Origin of the sequence: Roseovarius pacificus, from assembly GCF_900142665.1 — a bacterium.
In the GTDB taxonomy this organism is placed as follows: domain Bacteria; phylum Pseudomonadota; class Alphaproteobacteria; order Rhodobacterales; family Rhodobacteraceae; genus Roseovarius; species Roseovarius pacificus.
Window position 1 is genome coordinate 125,416 of sequence record NZ_FRBR01000004.1, and the last position, 13,862, is coordinate 139,277.

Sequence of the window (13,862 nt, forward strand, 5' to 3'; positions counted from 1 at the left end):
CGTCACTTCTTCTTGCCGAACCCGCTCAGGCCGGGGGGCAATGCCCCGCCGCCAAGGCCGGGCAACCCGCCACCGGGCATGCCGCCGCCCATCTTTCTGGCGGCCTCTTCCAGTGCCTTGGGGTCCATGCCCTGCAAATCCTCGGGGCTGGGGCCGCCCTTGCCGAACATGCCTTTCATGGCCTGTTTCAGCATGCCGCCTTTGCCCATCTTGCCCATCTTCTTCATCATGTCGCCCATCTGGCGCTGCATCTTGAGAAGCTTGTTCAACTCGGACACTTCCAATCCGGCGCCTTTGGCGATCCGCTTCTTGCGGCTGGCCTGCAACAGCTTGGGATTGGCGCGTTCCTTCTTGGTCATCGACTGGATCAGCGCGATCTGGCGGGTGATGATCTTGTCGTCGATCCCGGCACTTTCCATCTGCTTGGCCATCTTGCCCATGCCGGGCATCATGCCCATCACGCCTTCCATGCCGCCCATCTTCTGCATCTGCTCAAGCTGCATCTTCAGGTCGTTCATGTTGAACTGACCCTTCTGGAAGCGCCGCATCATGCGCTCGGCCTGTTCGGCCTCCAGCGTTTCCTGCGCCTTTTCCACAAGGCTGACGATGTCGCCCATACCCAGGATTCGGCCCGCGATCCGCTCGGGCTCGAAGGTCTCGATGGCGTCCATCTTTTCGCCAAGGCCGACAAAGCGGATGGGCTTGCCGGTCACCGCACGCATCGACAGGGCCGCACCGCCGCGCCCGTCGCCGTCCATGCGGGTCAGGACCACGCCGGTCACGCCGATCTTGTCGTCGAATTCCTCGGCCACGTTGACGGCGTCCTGCCCGGTCAGGCCATCGACCACCAGCAGCGTTTCGCGCGGGTTGGCGACATCGCGCACATCCGCCGCCTGCTGGATCAGTTCCTGGTCGATATGCAACCGGCCCGCGGTATCCAGCATGTAGACGTCATACCCGCCAAGGCTGGCCTGCGTCTTGGCGCGTTTGGCGATGGCGACCGGATCTTCACCCTTGACGATGGGCAGGGTATCGACCCCGATCTGCTTGCCGAGGATTTCAAGCTGTTCCATGGCCGCCGGGCGGTTGACGTCCAAAGACGCCATCAGCACGCGCTTGCCCTCTTTTTCCTTCAGGCGCTTGGCCAGCTTGGCGGTGGTCGTCGTCTTGCCCGAGCCCTGAAGGCCCACCATCAGGATGGGGGCGGGCGGGTTGTCGATCTTCAGCGCGCCGGGGTCGCCCTCGCCGCTCAGGGTCTCCACCAGTGCGTCATGCACGATCTTGACCACCTGCTGACCCGGAGTGACCGATTTCGTCACCGCCTGACCGGTGGCCTGATCCTGCACTTTCTTGATGAATGCCCGCGCCACGGGCAGCGATACGTCGGCCTCCAGCAGCGCGACGCGCACCTCGCGCAGCGCGGTCTTGACGTCGTCCTCGGACAGCGCGCCCTGTTTCGTCAGGCGATCCAGGACGCCGGAGAGGCGGTCTGACAGATTTTCAAACATCTCAAGCGCTCCTTTGCTCGCCCGTTGCGTTGTGGCCCAGATAAGCAGGACCGGCCCAAATGCCAATCTCCCCCGTGGGCGAAACTCGCTGACGGGGGGCGATCCCGGCCTGTGGCCATGGGACCGGAAGCTTGACGGACTCCCGGAAATTTGGGCTGCTGTTACTGCGCGCGCGTGCCGGAGTCAACATCGCTGACGATCCGCGCGATCAACGTCGCCCTTGCAGCAGCGCAAAAAACACGTCGGTCATCAATTCGGCCTCCTCAGGCGTCAGGCGCCCATGGTTCAGAAGGAACGTGCCGATATCCCGGTCGCTGTAGCGGCCCATGACCTGCCCGTCGCGCAGGATCAGTTTCAGCCGCGCCAGTTCATAGGCGCGGTCATGGCAGATGATGCATTTGTCCCGGAACAGCCCGCCGGTTTCGATCTGTTTGCGAAATACCGACAGGAACAGGGGCTTTTCGGTCTCATTCAACCCGCCTGCGTGACGGTCCAGCAAGGCGTCGACGGATTGCCCGTTTTCGGTGACGATCGCACCTGTATCGTCAATTTGCAGGTGGTCGCGAACGAACGGGCCGGCATGGCCGTGGCAGGAAAAACACCGCTCTTCGAATCGCGCATGGAAATCCAATGCTTCGGCGGACTGCGCTGCCGCCAGTTGGGGCAGGGCAGCCAGAACGGTCAGAAGAGCGCTGAAAAGAATATGACGTGTCATCTTGCGGGCCTCGGTTGATCGCAATGTATCAGCCGAGGCCCGCAAATGCATTGAGCAAAGTCAAGACGCCCCCGGCGTCATGCGACCGCAGGCAGGCTTTCGATCTGCCCCGAGGCTTTGGCCCGGCTGGTCTCGCCGTCCAGCAGCAACCGGTCGGCTGCGACCAGAGTCAGGTCGGTCAGTCCGAGGAAGCCCAGGATGTGGCGCATATAGGGGCTGGCAAAATCGATCTCCGATCCCGCCCCGGTCCCGTCCGAGGCCATCGCCAGAATCACGCGCTTGCCCTTCAGCAAACCCTCGGGGCCGTTTTCGGTATAGCGAAAGGTCACGCCGACGCGGGCGACATTGTCGATCCATGCTTTCAATGCCGAAGGCGGTGCAAAGTTGTAGACCGGCAGGCCGATGACGATGGTATCGGCTTGTTGCAACTCACCGACCAGTTCGTCGGACAGGGCCAGCGTTTCGATCTGTTCGGGGCTCCGCTGATCGGCGGGGGTGAAGTTGGCGTTCAGCCAGCCTTCGGTCAGTTGCGGCACCGGGGTTACGGCCAGATCGCGATGAATGATGCGGGCCTCGGGCCAGCGGGCGGTGATGCGCCCTGTCAGGTCGCGCGTCACCGAATCCTGCAAGCGGGCAGAGGCATCGAGGCGAAGAACGGTATGGGTCATGGGATACTCCGTGATGACAGATGTTTCCTTTATAATGCCTCGTGTCTTTTCAAACGCAATCTGACGTGGGAAACATGTACTGTTTAGATTTGCACATAACAGGGTATGCCCTTCATGGATAATTGGGACGAAATTCGTACTGCCTACAATGTGGCACGGGTCGGTACGGTCAGTGGCGCGGCCGAGGTTCTGGGCGTGCATCACGCCACGGTCATTCGCCATATCGACGCGCTCGAAGACCGGCTTGGCGTCAAGCTGTTTCAGCGCCACGCGCGCGGCTACACTCCCACCGAGGCCGGTCAGGACCTGCTGCGCGTCGCGCAAACCACCGACGATCAGTTTTCCCAGCTTGCGGGCCGGATCAAGGGGCGCGGCAATGACGTGACCGGGGAACTGGTGGTGACATCTCTTGGCGGGCTCAGTCATCTGCTGGTTCCCGTCGTGGCGGCGTTTCAGGCGGGCTATCCCGACCTGATCGTGCGCTATCTTACGGGCACCCGCCTGTTTCGCCTGGAATACGGCGAGGCCCATGTGGCGATCCGTGCGGGCGCGGTGCCCGATCAGCCCGACAACGTGGTGCAACCGCTCCACAGACAGAAATTCACCCTGTTCGCGAGCGACCGCTATATCGAGCGCCATGGCCTGCCGGATGGAGAGGGCGATCTGAGCGGGCATTTCTTTGTCGGACCTGACGATCCCGAATCGCGCGCACCGTTCGATCGCTGGTTGCAACAAATCATCCCGATCGAACGGATCATCTTTCGCAGCGGCGATGTGCATGCACAGCGCCGTGCGATCTTTGAAGGGGCGGGGATCGGTTTTATGTCGCGGCTTCAGGCGCAGGAATTGGGTGGGCTGACCGAAATCCTTCCCCCGCGCGAAGACTGGTCCGCCCCTCTTTGGCTGGTGACCCACATGGATTTGCACCGCACGACCAAGGTTCAGGCTTTTCTGAGCTTCCTCAAGGAGCGTGCCAAAACCTGGGACGATGCCTAGCCGTCCTCTTCCGGCATCGCGCTCAACTCGGTTTCAAGGAATCTCTCGAACGCGTCCAGATTGACCGCCTCGAACTGGCCAAAGCTTTGCATCCAGATACTGGCGTCGCGCAGGGCGTCGGGCTCCAGCTTGCACCACTTGACCCGGCCCCGGCGTTCCTGGCTGATCAGGCCCGCGCGGGTGAGGATGCCCAGATGTTTGGAAATCGCGGCCAGCGACATCTCGAACGGATGCGCCACGTCCGTCACCGCCATGTCGTCCTCCAGCAGCATCGACAGAATCCGCCGCCGGGTGGGATCGGCAAGCGCGTGGAAGACTGTATCGAGAGGATCAGACATGGCCGCCATTAAGCGTGAGCGCAATCTTTCGTCAACCATTTGGTTGAATATCGCCCATGTGCCGTTTTTACCGATCAGGGCGCTGCGTCAGAATCTCCGGACGTGCCGGGCGCTCTGAAAAGTTCATTAAGTCCAATAACTTGACTGATGTTCACCTCAGCCTCTGCCGCGCTTGACTCGGATGCCCCCCGCGCATAGCAAGTGTGCAACTGTTCCAAGGGGGCAAACCGGTGACCGATCCCGACCAACGCGAGCGCATGGCGCGGCTTGAGGAAAGGATCGCGGCCTTCAAAAAGAAGGACGAGCCCAGGCCCCATATGGAAGAACACTACAGTCAGGCGCAACTGGCCTGGCGCATGGTGATCGAACTTGTGGCCGGTCTTCTGATCGGTTTCGGCATAGGGTACGGGCTGGACCGCCTGTTCGGGACGATCCCGATCTTCCTTGTGCTGTTCACATTGCTGGGCCTTGCGGCGGGCGTCAAAACGATGATGCGCAGCGCACAGGAAATCCAGCGCGAAAAACTGGCCGAACAGGCCGAGAGGACAGCGCCCGATACTGCGGGCGGCGAGAAGAGGACGAAAGATGGCGACGGAAGCGCATAGCGACGAGGGCGGTCTGGTTTTCCACCCGATGGATCAGTTCATCGTCAAGCCGCTGTTTGGCGACGGCCCGGTGGGCATGTTCACGATCACCAATGTCACCCTGTGGATGGCGCTGAGCGTGATCGCAATCATCGCGCTGATGGTTATGGGCACCTCCGGGCGCTCGACCATTCCGGGCCGCGTCCAGTCGATCGGCGAACTGGCCTATGGCTTCATCTACAAGATGGTCGAAGACGTTGCCGGCAAGGATGCCGTCGGGTTCTTCCCCTACATCATGACGCTGTTCATGTTCATCGTCTTCGCCAACTTCCTCGGGCTTCTGCCGGCGGCCTTCACCACCACCAGCCACATTGCCGTCACCGCGGTTCTGGCCCTGCTGGTGTTCGTCACGGTCACCGTGGTGGGCTTCGTCAAGCACGGCATGGGCTTCCTCGGCCTGTTCTGGGTCAGCAGCGCGCCGCTGCCGCTGCGCCCGGTTCTGGCCCTGATCGAGGTGATTTCCTACTTCGTGCGCCCGGTCAGCCACTCCATTCGTCTTATGGGCAACATGATGGCCGGTCACGCCGTGATGAAGGTGTTCGCGGCCTTCGCCCCTATGATCCTGCTGTCCACGGGCCTTGGCCTGCTGGTCACCCCGCTGTCCGTCATTGCCATCGCTGCAATCTACGGGCTGGAAATTCTCGTGGCCTTCATCCAGGCCTACGTGTTCACCATTCTGACCTGCGTGTACCTCAAGGACGCGCTGCACCCGGCACACTGATCCGGGTCCGGTTCGAATAGACATCTTTAGCCAATTCCAACGTAAGGAGACATCGAAATGGAAGGCGATATCGTACAAATGGGCGCATACATCGGCGCAGGTCTGGCATGCATGGGCATGGGCGGCTCGGCGATCGGTGTGGGCAACGTGGCAGGCAACTTCCTGTCGGGCGCACTGCGCAACCCGTCGGCTGCTGCCGGTCAGACCGCGACCCTGTTCATCGGCATCGCGTTCGCAGAAGCACTGGGCATCTTCTCGTTCCTGGTCGCTCTTCTGCTGATGTTCGCCGTCTAAGCCTGCGGAACCCGATCCTTACGGCCGGACGGGGCGGCCCGATGCCACCCCGTCCGGTGTAACCGGACGTTCCCAAGGAGGACGACATGGCAAGCGAAACGCATAACGCCGCTGACGCCGCCGCATCCGCGCCCGGCATGCCGCAGCTGGATTTCTCGACCTTCGGGAACCAGATTTTCTGGCTCATGGTCACGCTCGTCGTGATCTACTTCGTCCTGTCGCGCATCGCGCTGCCGCGCATCGCGGCCGTGCTGGCCGAGCGCCAGGGGACAATCACCAACGACCTCGCCGCCGCCGAAGACCTCAAGGTCAAGGCAACCGAGGCCGAGGAAGCCTACAACAAGGCTCTGGCCGATGCCCGCGCCGAGGCGCAGACCATCATCGCCCAGGCCAAGGCCGAGATTCAGGCCGATCTGGACGACGCGACCGCCAAGGCCGACGCCGAGATCGCCGCCAAGCTGGTCGAAAGCGAAAAGAAGATCGCCGAAATCCGCGAAGGTGCCATGCAAAGCGTCAAGGACGTGGCCAAGGACACCGCCAAGGAAATCGTCGCGGCCATGGGTGGCAAGGCGGATGCCCGCACCGTCACCGCGGCAGTCAACGCACGGATGAAGGGGTAAGGGACATGCGGACATATGCAACGGCAACGCTCGTCGCTCTGATGACGGCAGGCCCGGCGCTGGCCGCGTCCGGCCCGTTCTTCTCGCTGCACAACACCAACTTCGTCGTTCTGCTGGCCTTTATCCTGTTCATCGCCATCCTGATGTATTTCAAGGTGCCGACGCTGATCGCAGGCATGCTGGACAAGCGCGCCGACGGCATCAGGTCGGAACTCGACGAGGCCCGCGCCCTGCGCGAAGAGGCCCAGACCCTGCTGGCCAGCTACGAGCGCAAGCAGAAAGAGGTGCAGGAACAGGCCGAGCGCATCGTCGCCCACGCCAAGACCGAAGCCGCCGAAGCTGCCGAACAGGCCAAGGAAGACCTCAAGGGCTCGATCGCACGCCGCCTGAAGGCCGCCGAAGATCAGATCGCCTCGGCCGAATCCAGCGCCGTCCGCGAAGTGCGTGACGAGGCGATCCGCATCGCCATCAGCGCCGCGCGGGACGTGGTCGCCAAGAGCATGACCGCAGCCGAAGGCAACAAGCTGATCGACGCGGCCATTTCCGAGGTCGACGCGAAACTGCACTGACGCCATTCGGCACAGTCAGCCAACACATCGAAAGCCGGGCCAGTGGCCCGGCTTTTTTTGTGCCGGGGCGCAAAAGAAAGGGGGCCGTTGAACCGGCCCCTCATTTCCCACCTGCCACGTGACTTTGAAACTCTAGAGCGTCGGGATCACCAGCGTCTGGCCGATGGCCAAAGCCGCCTCACCGCCCAAAATATCGGAATTGGCTTGCACGATCTGCGCGCTTTGCGCCGTGTCCCCGTAAAACCGATAGGCAATCGTCGCCAGCGTATCGCCCGCCTGAACGGCATAGGTCACGGGCTCTGCCGTGCCGGGGCCTTGTGCCGTGTTTCCCGATAAAACGCCGATCAGGGTGGCCGTGTTCAGCCTTCCGTCCTGCACCAGTTGCGGCGCGGCTGCCTTGCCCCTGGTCCGGCCACCGCTTTGGATCAGCGCGGCGATATAGGCCGGGGATTGCCCTTGCGCCATGGCCTCGGCGATCAACGCCTCCAGATCGCTGTCGGGGTGCATCACGAGATCCGACGCGGCTGTCGTCACGACAGGGGGCGGCGTTTTCGGCGATACGGCCTGCGGGCGACGTTCCGGGGTGTCCATATAGGCCAGCCCACCTCGATCGTGGGAAACGCTGTTGTCCGGCGCGGGGGCCATGTTTTCGGCGGCTGTAACCGGGGCGTCAGTCTTGGCACTCGGGACTGAGGCGCGCTCAAGGGCAACAGGGTGCGGCTGGCTGTCTTTCTGCAACAGGATCAGTGTGATCGTGACGGTCAGAAATCCGCCCGCTATCACCGCGATCCTGATCATGTGATGCTGCTGCGGCACGCTGGCGCCGCTTCCCCGCTCCAGGCTGTCATCTGTCCTATACCCCATGGCAACGCGGGATTGTTTGACGACAGTCTGCCTGCCCGCGCGAACACTGCTTTTCCCAGATATAGGCGAATCACTGCGAATCGGTCAATATCCGGTGATTCGTTTTACGATTTTCAGGGGAGGGCTAGCCGTTTTCGCGTAAAACGGACCCGGCCAGATACAGCGAGCCACAAATCAGGATGCGCGCCTGCGGCGCGGCGCTCGCAATCCTGCGCACGGCGTCCAGCACGCTGTCAGCGGTGCTGGACGACAACCCGGCCCCTTCGGCCTGCCGCGCGGTTTCCTCGGCGGGCAGGGTATTGGCCTCACCGGGGATAGACACGGCGGTCAGGCTGCGCGCATGGGCCGCCAGCGGGGTCAGGTAACCCGAAATGTCCTTGGTGTTCAGCATCCCGCACACCAGGTGCGTGGGCCGCTCCGGCAGGCTGCCCAGATGCCGGGCCAGCGCCTGCCCGGCGGCGGCATTGTGCCCGCCGTCCAGCCACAACTCGGCTTCGCCTGCGGCCTCCACCAGCGGCCCGGTTTTCAGGCGCTGCATGCGCGCGGGCCACTCGGCGCGGGTGACGGCAGCCTCGAACGCCGCTTCATTCACCCCAAGCGCGCGCAACGCGGCCAGCGCCGCACCGGCATTCTCGATCTGATGCGCGCCGGGCAGGGTGGGCAGCGGCAGGTCCAGCAGGCCGGTTTCGTCCTGAAACACCAGCCGCCCGCGTTCTTCAATGACATGCCAATGCTGCCCCTGCGCGATCAGCGGTGCGCCCAGACGTTCGGCGCGCGCCTCGATCACCTCCATCGCCGCGTCCGGTTGCGGGCCGACGATGCACGGCACGCCGCGCTTGATGATCCCGGCCTTTTCGTCCGCGATCTTTGCCAGCGTATCGCCAAGGAATTGTTCGTGGTCGATGGAAATTGGCGTGATGATCGTCAGGGCTGGCGTGTCGATCACGTTGGTCGCGTCCAGCCGCCCGCCAAGCCCCACCTCAAGCAGCGTATACGCCGCCTCGACCCGTGACATGGCCAGCAGCGCCGCGCAGGTCGTGATCTCGAAATAGGTGATGGTCTCACCGCCATTGGCGGCATAGCATTCATCCAGAACGGCACTCAGGTCCGCTTCGGAAATCAGGTCACCGGCCAGCCGGATACGTTCGTGAAACCGCGCCAGATGCGGCGAGGTATAGGCATGGCAGCGCAGCCCGGCCCCCTCCAGCCCCGCACGGATCATCGCCTGCGTCGATCCCTTGCCGTTCGTCCCGGCGATATGGATCACCGGCGGCAATCTGTCCTGCGGATTGCCCAAAGCCTCGAGCAGCCGCCAGACACGATCCAGCGTCAGGTCGATGATCTTGGGATGAAGCGACATCATCCGTTCAAGGATGATGTCCGATGTCGCGCCGCTCATTCCTTGCCGGTCTTCTCGCTGGCCTGCTCCCCGGCCTCGTCCGGTTGCGCCGTTTCGGCATCGGGATCGGGCGCAGGCAGGTCGCCGCGCACAGCAGGGGGCTCGCCCATCAGCATACGGGTGATGGTGATCAACTCATCGCGCATCCCGGTGCGCGGCGTCACACGGTCCAGCATCCCGTGATCCAGCAGGTATTCGGCCCGCTGGAACCCTTCGGGCAGCTTTTCGCGGATCGTCTGTTCGATCACCCGCGGCCCGGCAAAACAGATCAGCGCATTGGGCTCCGCGATATGCACATCGCCCAGCATCGCATAGGACGCGGTGACACCGCCGGTCGTCGGATGCGTCAGCACGACGATATAGGGCAGCCCGGCCTCTTTCAGCATCTGAACGGCGACGGTGGTGCGCGGCATTTGCATCAGGCTCAGGATGCCCTCCTGCATGCGCGCGCCCCCGGCGGCGGAAAACAGGATCAGAGGGCGCTTCAGCTTTACCGCCTGTTCGGCGGCGGCAATGATGGCATTGCCCACATACATGCCCATGGACCCGCCCATGAAGCTGAAATCCTGCGCGGCGGCCACGATGGGCGTGCGCCCCATCTCGCCGGTGGCGACCAGCATCGCCTCTTTCTCGCCGGTGGATTTCTGTGCGGCGCGCATCCTGTCGGGATATTTTTTCTGATCGCGGAAATGCAGCGGGTCCGCCGTGGGCGTAGGCACGTCGATCTCGGTGAAAATACCGCCATCGAACAGCGCCTTGAACCGCGCGCGCGGGGTGATCGCCATGTGATGCCCGCAATTGGTGCAGACATTCAGGTTTTCGCTCAACTCGCGGTGAAACAGCATCGTGCCGCATTCGTCACACTTGGACCACAGGTTCTCGGGCATCTCGCGGCGCGAGAAAATCGAGTTTATGCGCGGGCGCACATAGTTGGTGATCCAGTTCATGGCGCGTGACCCTTCGTTGCGGTTTCGGTTTCAAATAAGGGCCTGCGGCAGGAATTGCAATCAGCGCCGCAAGGCCACGCGCGCTGCCAGCCAACTGCATCCCAGCAGCATCAGGTCGGTGGGAAACCACGCCCAGACCCCGCCCAGTTCATCCAGCGAAAACGGATAGACATAAAGCGCCAGGCCGTCGAAATTTCCCTTCGGCGCGGCGAACAGAATGGCATTCATGTTGTTGACGAAATGCAAGGCGATCGCCGGCCCAAGCGTGCCGCTGCGCGCGGTCAGATCCGCTGCTGCCAGTCCGAAACAGCCCGCCCATGCGATCACGAACCACGTGTTTTCCCCATGTAGCGCCGGGTCCAGATGCAACAGCGCGAACAGGATCGACGGCAGGCCCATCCAGACCACCGGATGCGTGAACCGTGCGGCCAGTTGGCTTTGCAGATAGCCGCGAAAGGCCATCTCCTCGGCTGTGGTCTGAACCAGCAGGGCCAGCAACCCGACAGGCAGAAACAACAGCCACAGCCCGAAAGGCATGTTTGGCTCAGGGGCCAGAGCATCGTCGCCGGGCAGGATGTTGATCGCGATCAACAGCGCGAACAGCGCCAGCGAAACCTGCCGGAACTGACGCAGCGCGGGCGTCAACGGGCCGATCAGCCCCCCGATACGCCGCTGATGGACAACCGCCATCGAAACCGCCAGCGCCACGATCAGCAATCCGAAAACGAACAGGTTGATCAGAACCGCCGCCGGGCTGCTGCCGGTTTGCAGGTTCTGCGCCAGAGCCTCCCAGGCCTGCGGCGACAGGAAGGAACGGTGAAAGGCCGAGATACCGGAACTCAGGACCAGAAACAGAATCACGGTCAGGACAATCCCCGCCAACAGGCGCAGCGGATGTGCGCTCGGTCGGGCCGGGGCGACAAGGGTCTCGTGGGGATCGTATCGCATGGGCGCAGGCTAGAGGATCGCGGGGCAGGGCGGAATACCCATTGTCCGCGCAAGGGGTGCGCGGCAATCGGGCTCCTATCAGGCCCTTGTTCCTTGCCGCGCGGTCACTTAAACCCGGATGCAACACACACGGGGAGGCCCTCATGACCAAATTCGACAAATCCAAACTGCCCAGCCGCTACGTGACCGAAGGTCCGGCGCGCGCGCCGCATCGTTCGTACTATTATGCCATGGGCATGACCGAGGACGAGATTCACCAGCCTCTGGTCGGTGTCGCAACCTGCTGGAACGAGGCCGCGCCGTGCAATATCGCGCTGAACCGTCAGGCGCAGGCCGTCAAGGGCGGCGTGAAAGAGGCCCACGGCACCCCCCGTGAATTCACCACCATCACCGTGACCGACGGTATCGCCATGGGCCACGAGGGCATGCGCAGTTCGCTGGCCAGCCGCGAGGCGATTGCCGATACCGTGGAACTCACCATGCGCGGCCATTGCTATGATGCCATCGTGGGCCTTGCGGGCTGCGATAAATCGCTGCCGGGTATGATGATGGCCATGGTGCGCCTCAACGTGCCGTCGGTGTTCATCTACGGCGGCTCGATTCTGCCGGGCAAAGCCCCCCAGATCGACGAAGTTCCCGAAGATTTCCGCACCCGCGATCTGACCGTGCAGGACATGTTCGAGGCCGTCGGCCGCCACCAGAACGGCACCATGTCCGACAAGGCGCTCGACGTGCTGGAACGTGTGGCCTGCCCCTCGGCAGGGGCCTGCGGCGGCCAGTTCACCGCCAACACCATGGCCTGCGTGTCCGAAGCGATCGGCCTTGCCCTGATGAACAGCTCGGGCATGCCCGCGCCTTATGAATCCCGCGACCAGTACGCCGAGGCGTCGGGCCGCGCGGTGATGCAGCTTCTCGAAAAGAACATCCGCGCCCGCGATGTGGTGACGCGCCAAAGCCTTGAAAACGCCGCGCGCGTCGTGGCCTGCACCGGCGGCTCCACCAATGCCGGTCTGCACCTGCCCGCCATCGCGCATGAGGCGGGAATCGAATTCTATCTCGAAGACGTGTGCGAAATCTTCCGCGACACGCCTTATTTCGTCGATCTGAAACCGGGCGGTCAGTACGTGGCCAAGGATCTCTACGACGCGGGCGGCATTCCCGTGGTGATGAAGGAGTTGCGCAAGGCGGGTCTCATCTATGAGGATTGCATGACCGCCACGGGCCGCTCCATCGGCGAGGAACTCGACCGGATCGAGCGTGAAGCGGACGGCAAGGTGATCTATCCCATCGACAAGCCGATCACCAAAACCGGCGGCGTTGTCGGCCTCAAGGGCAACCTCGCTCCGGCCGGCGCCATCGTGAAAGTGGCCGGTATTCCCGAGGAAAATCAGCGCTTCACCGGCCCGGCCCGCGTGTTCGAATGCGAAGAAGACGCCTTCGAGGCCGTCAAGGCCCGCAAATACGAGGAAGGCGAGGTGATCGTCATCCGCAACGAAGGCCCCGCAGGCGGCCCCGGCATGCGTGAAATGCTGGCCACTACCGCCGCGCTGTCCGGTCAGGGCATGGGCAAGAAGGTGGCCCTGATCACCGATGGCCGTTTCTCGGGCGCGACCCGTGGCTTCTGCGTGGGTCATGTCGGCCCCGAGGCGGCGCATGGCGGGCCCATCGCGCTGATCGAAACCGGCGACATGATCACCATCGACGCCGTCAATGGCGAACTCAGCGTCGATCTTTCCGACGAAGACCTCGCCAGGCGCAAGGACGGCTGGAAAGGCCCGCGCGAAACCATCTATGCCAGCGGCGCGCTCTGGAAATACGCGCAACTGGTGGGCGAAACCTACAAGGGCGCGGTCACCCACCCCGGTGGCAAGGCCGAGCGCCATGTCTACATGGACCTTTGACGCCGTGACGCCCCGACGCGCCCTGCGCCGGGGTCTTTCCCTCTGGTGTGTTCTGGCCTTGTCCGGCTGTGTCGGCGTCGAAAGCGGCGCCAGCGACGACGCGTTGCAGCAGGTCTCGCTTTTCAAAGGCGAGGTCGTGGTCGCGGGTCCGCGTGGCTATTGCGTGGATGGCGCACAGCTCAGGCGCGGCTCGTTCGGGGCGTTCGTTCCCATCGCCAGTTGCGAAAGCCTCAGCGGTCAGGCCGGGATCGGGGTCGAGCCGGTTCTCATGACCGTCTCGGTCCTGCCGCGTCAGGACAGCCGCGCCATGCCGGACGCCGCAGAAATCGCCGCATCCATGGCTGAGGACAAGCCGTTGGAGATGATCGACGGCGACGGCGTGTCCATCGTGCATTTCGCGACCGGCGGAGAACGGGCCCTGCCCGGCGGCGATCCGCGGTATTGGCGTGCGGGCATGATCGTCAACGGGCATCTTCTGGGCCTCGCTGTCTATGCGCCCAAGGACAGCCCGCTGGCCGGCGGGCAGGGCAAGCGCCTGATTTCGGATCTGGCCGAGGGCCTGCGCAACCGAAGCCCGCAAATGCGGGCAGTGACGTCCTCACGTGGCGAGACTGCCGCGGGACGGCGCGGCATGGCCGGATGGCTTCCGGGTGGATTGTTTCCAAATCCGGGTTAATGCTATGGAAGGGGTCAATCAGGCAGACTGGCCCACACCCCAGGCAGGATGGAG

The 13,862-nt window shown here is 63.3% G+C and carries 16 protein-coding genes; 8 read left to right on the forward strand and 8 right to left on the reverse strand.

The genetic code is table 11. The annotated features are described in order from the left end of the window. Positions 1 to 2 precede the first annotated feature (2 nt). The 3 genes from ffh to BUB53_RS09530 form a co-directional block, all read right to left on the reverse strand. Positions 3 to 1,508 (reverse strand): signal recognition particle protein, encoded by a 1,506-nt coding sequence (gene ffh / locus BUB53_RS09520; protein WP_073034483.1) that lies wholly within the window; start codon positions 1,506 to 1,508, stop codon positions 3 to 5. A gap of 208 nt (positions 1,509 to 1,716) precedes the next feature. Beyond that, positions 1,717 to 2,223: a hypothetical protein gene (locus tag BUB53_RS09525; protein WP_143163181.1), complete on the reverse strand. Its 507-nt coding sequence runs from the start codon at positions 2,221 to 2,223 to the stop codon at positions 1,717 to 1,719. A 77-nt stretch (positions 2,224 to 2,300) separates the two neighbouring features. Continuing rightward, positions 2,301 to 2,891 carry an FMN-dependent NADH-azoreductase gene (locus BUB53_RS09530; RefSeq protein WP_073034485.1) on the reverse strand — a complete coding sequence of 197 codons (591 nt, stop codon included), beginning with the start codon at positions 2,889 to 2,891 and terminating at the stop codon, positions 2,301 to 2,303. A gap of 114 nt (positions 2,892 to 3,005) precedes the next feature. Between BUB53_RS09530 and BUB53_RS09535 the strand changes: the two genes are divergently transcribed. Next, positions 3,006 to 3,887, forward strand: coding sequence for a LysR family transcriptional regulator (locus BUB53_RS09535; RefSeq protein ID WP_073034662.1), 882 nt, complete (start codon positions 3,006 to 3,008; stop codon positions 3,885 to 3,887). Here the strand turns inward: BUB53_RS09535 and BUB53_RS09540 are convergent. Continuing rightward, complete coding sequence (locus tag BUB53_RS09540; RefSeq protein ID WP_073034663.1) at positions 3,884 to 4,225, reverse strand: ArsR/SmtB family transcription factor; 342 nt, start codon at positions 4,223 to 4,225, stop codon at positions 3,884 to 3,886. The two genes, BUB53_RS09535 and BUB53_RS09540, sit on opposite strands and share 4 nt — an antisense overlap. 230 nt (positions 4,226 to 4,455) lie before the next feature. On the opposite strand from BUB53_RS09540, the gene BUB53_RS09545 reads away from it, so the two are divergent. The 5 genes from BUB53_RS09545 (at position 4,456) to BUB53_RS09565 (ending at position 7,073) form a co-directional block, all read left to right on the forward strand. Next, positions 4,456 to 4,830, forward strand: a complete 375-nt coding sequence (locus BUB53_RS09545) for an AtpZ/AtpI family protein (protein WP_073034486.1) — start codon at positions 4,456 to 4,458, stop codon at positions 4,828 to 4,830. Further along, complete coding sequence (locus BUB53_RS09550; RefSeq protein WP_073034487.1) at positions 4,811 to 5,590, forward strand: F0F1 ATP synthase subunit A; 780 nt, start codon at positions 4,811 to 4,813, stop codon at positions 5,588 to 5,590. The genes BUB53_RS09545 and BUB53_RS09550 overlap by 20 nt, the downstream gene beginning before the upstream one ends. A gap of 57 nt (positions 5,591 to 5,647) precedes the next feature. After that, the gene (locus tag BUB53_RS09555) at positions 5,648 to 5,884 is read left to right on the forward strand and encodes a F0F1 ATP synthase subunit C (protein WP_038066250.1); all 237 of its coding nucleotides are present in this window, start codon (positions 5,648 to 5,650) and stop codon (positions 5,882 to 5,884) included. Between the two features lie 86 nt (positions 5,885 to 5,970). Beyond that, positions 5,971 to 6,504, forward strand: coding sequence for a F0F1 ATP synthase subunit B' (locus BUB53_RS09560; RefSeq protein WP_073034488.1), 534 nt, complete (start codon positions 5,971 to 5,973; stop codon positions 6,502 to 6,504). Between the two features lie 5 nt (positions 6,505 to 6,509). After that, positions 6,510 to 7,073: a F0F1 ATP synthase subunit B gene (locus BUB53_RS09565; RefSeq protein ID WP_073034489.1), complete on the forward strand. Its 564-nt coding sequence runs from the start codon at positions 6,510 to 6,512 to the stop codon at positions 7,071 to 7,073. 132 nt (positions 7,074 to 7,205) lie between these two features. On the opposite strand, the gene BUB53_RS09570 is transcribed toward BUB53_RS09565, so the two are convergent. The 4 genes from BUB53_RS09570 to BUB53_RS09585 all read right to left on the reverse strand — a co-directional run bounded on the left by BUB53_RS09570 (position 7,206) and on the right by BUB53_RS09585 (position 11,231). After that, positions 7,206 to 7,871: a LysM peptidoglycan-binding domain-containing protein gene (locus BUB53_RS09570; RefSeq protein ID WP_073034490.1), complete on the reverse strand. Its 666-nt coding sequence runs from the start codon at positions 7,869 to 7,871 to the stop codon at positions 7,206 to 7,208. A gap of 190 nt (positions 7,872 to 8,061) precedes the next feature. Continuing rightward, entirely contained in the window at positions 8,062 to 9,336 is a 1,275-nt protein-coding gene (locus BUB53_RS09575; RefSeq protein ID WP_073034491.1) for a bifunctional folylpolyglutamate synthase/dihydrofolate synthase, read from the reverse strand. Further along, a complete protein-coding gene (accD, locus tag BUB53_RS09580; RefSeq protein ID WP_073034492.1) occupies positions 9,333 to 10,283 on the reverse strand; it encodes an acetyl-CoA carboxylase, carboxyltransferase subunit beta in 951 nt (316 codons plus the stop codon). The genes BUB53_RS09575 and accD overlap by 4 nt, the downstream gene beginning before the upstream one ends. A 60-nt stretch (positions 10,284 to 10,343) precedes the next feature. Further along, complete coding sequence (locus BUB53_RS09585) at positions 10,344 to 11,231, reverse strand: CPBP family intramembrane glutamic endopeptidase (RefSeq protein WP_073034493.1); 888 nt, start codon at positions 11,229 to 11,231, stop codon at positions 10,344 to 10,346. A 143-nt stretch (positions 11,232 to 11,374) separates the two neighbouring features. On the opposite strand from BUB53_RS09585, the gene ilvD reads away from it, so the two are divergent. Both ilvD and BUB53_RS09595 read left to right on the forward strand, forming a co-directional pair. Continuing rightward, entirely contained in the window at positions 11,375 to 13,132 is a 1,758-nt protein-coding gene (gene ilvD, locus BUB53_RS09590; protein ID WP_073034494.1) for a dihydroxy-acid dehydratase, read from the forward strand. Beyond that, the gene (locus BUB53_RS09595) at positions 13,113 to 13,808 is read left to right on the forward strand and encodes a hypothetical protein (RefSeq protein WP_073034495.1); all 696 of its coding nucleotides are present in this window, start codon (positions 13,113 to 13,115) and stop codon (positions 13,806 to 13,808) included. The genes ilvD and BUB53_RS09595 overlap by 20 nt, the downstream gene beginning before the upstream one ends. Positions 13,809 to 13,862: the final 54 nt, after the last annotated feature.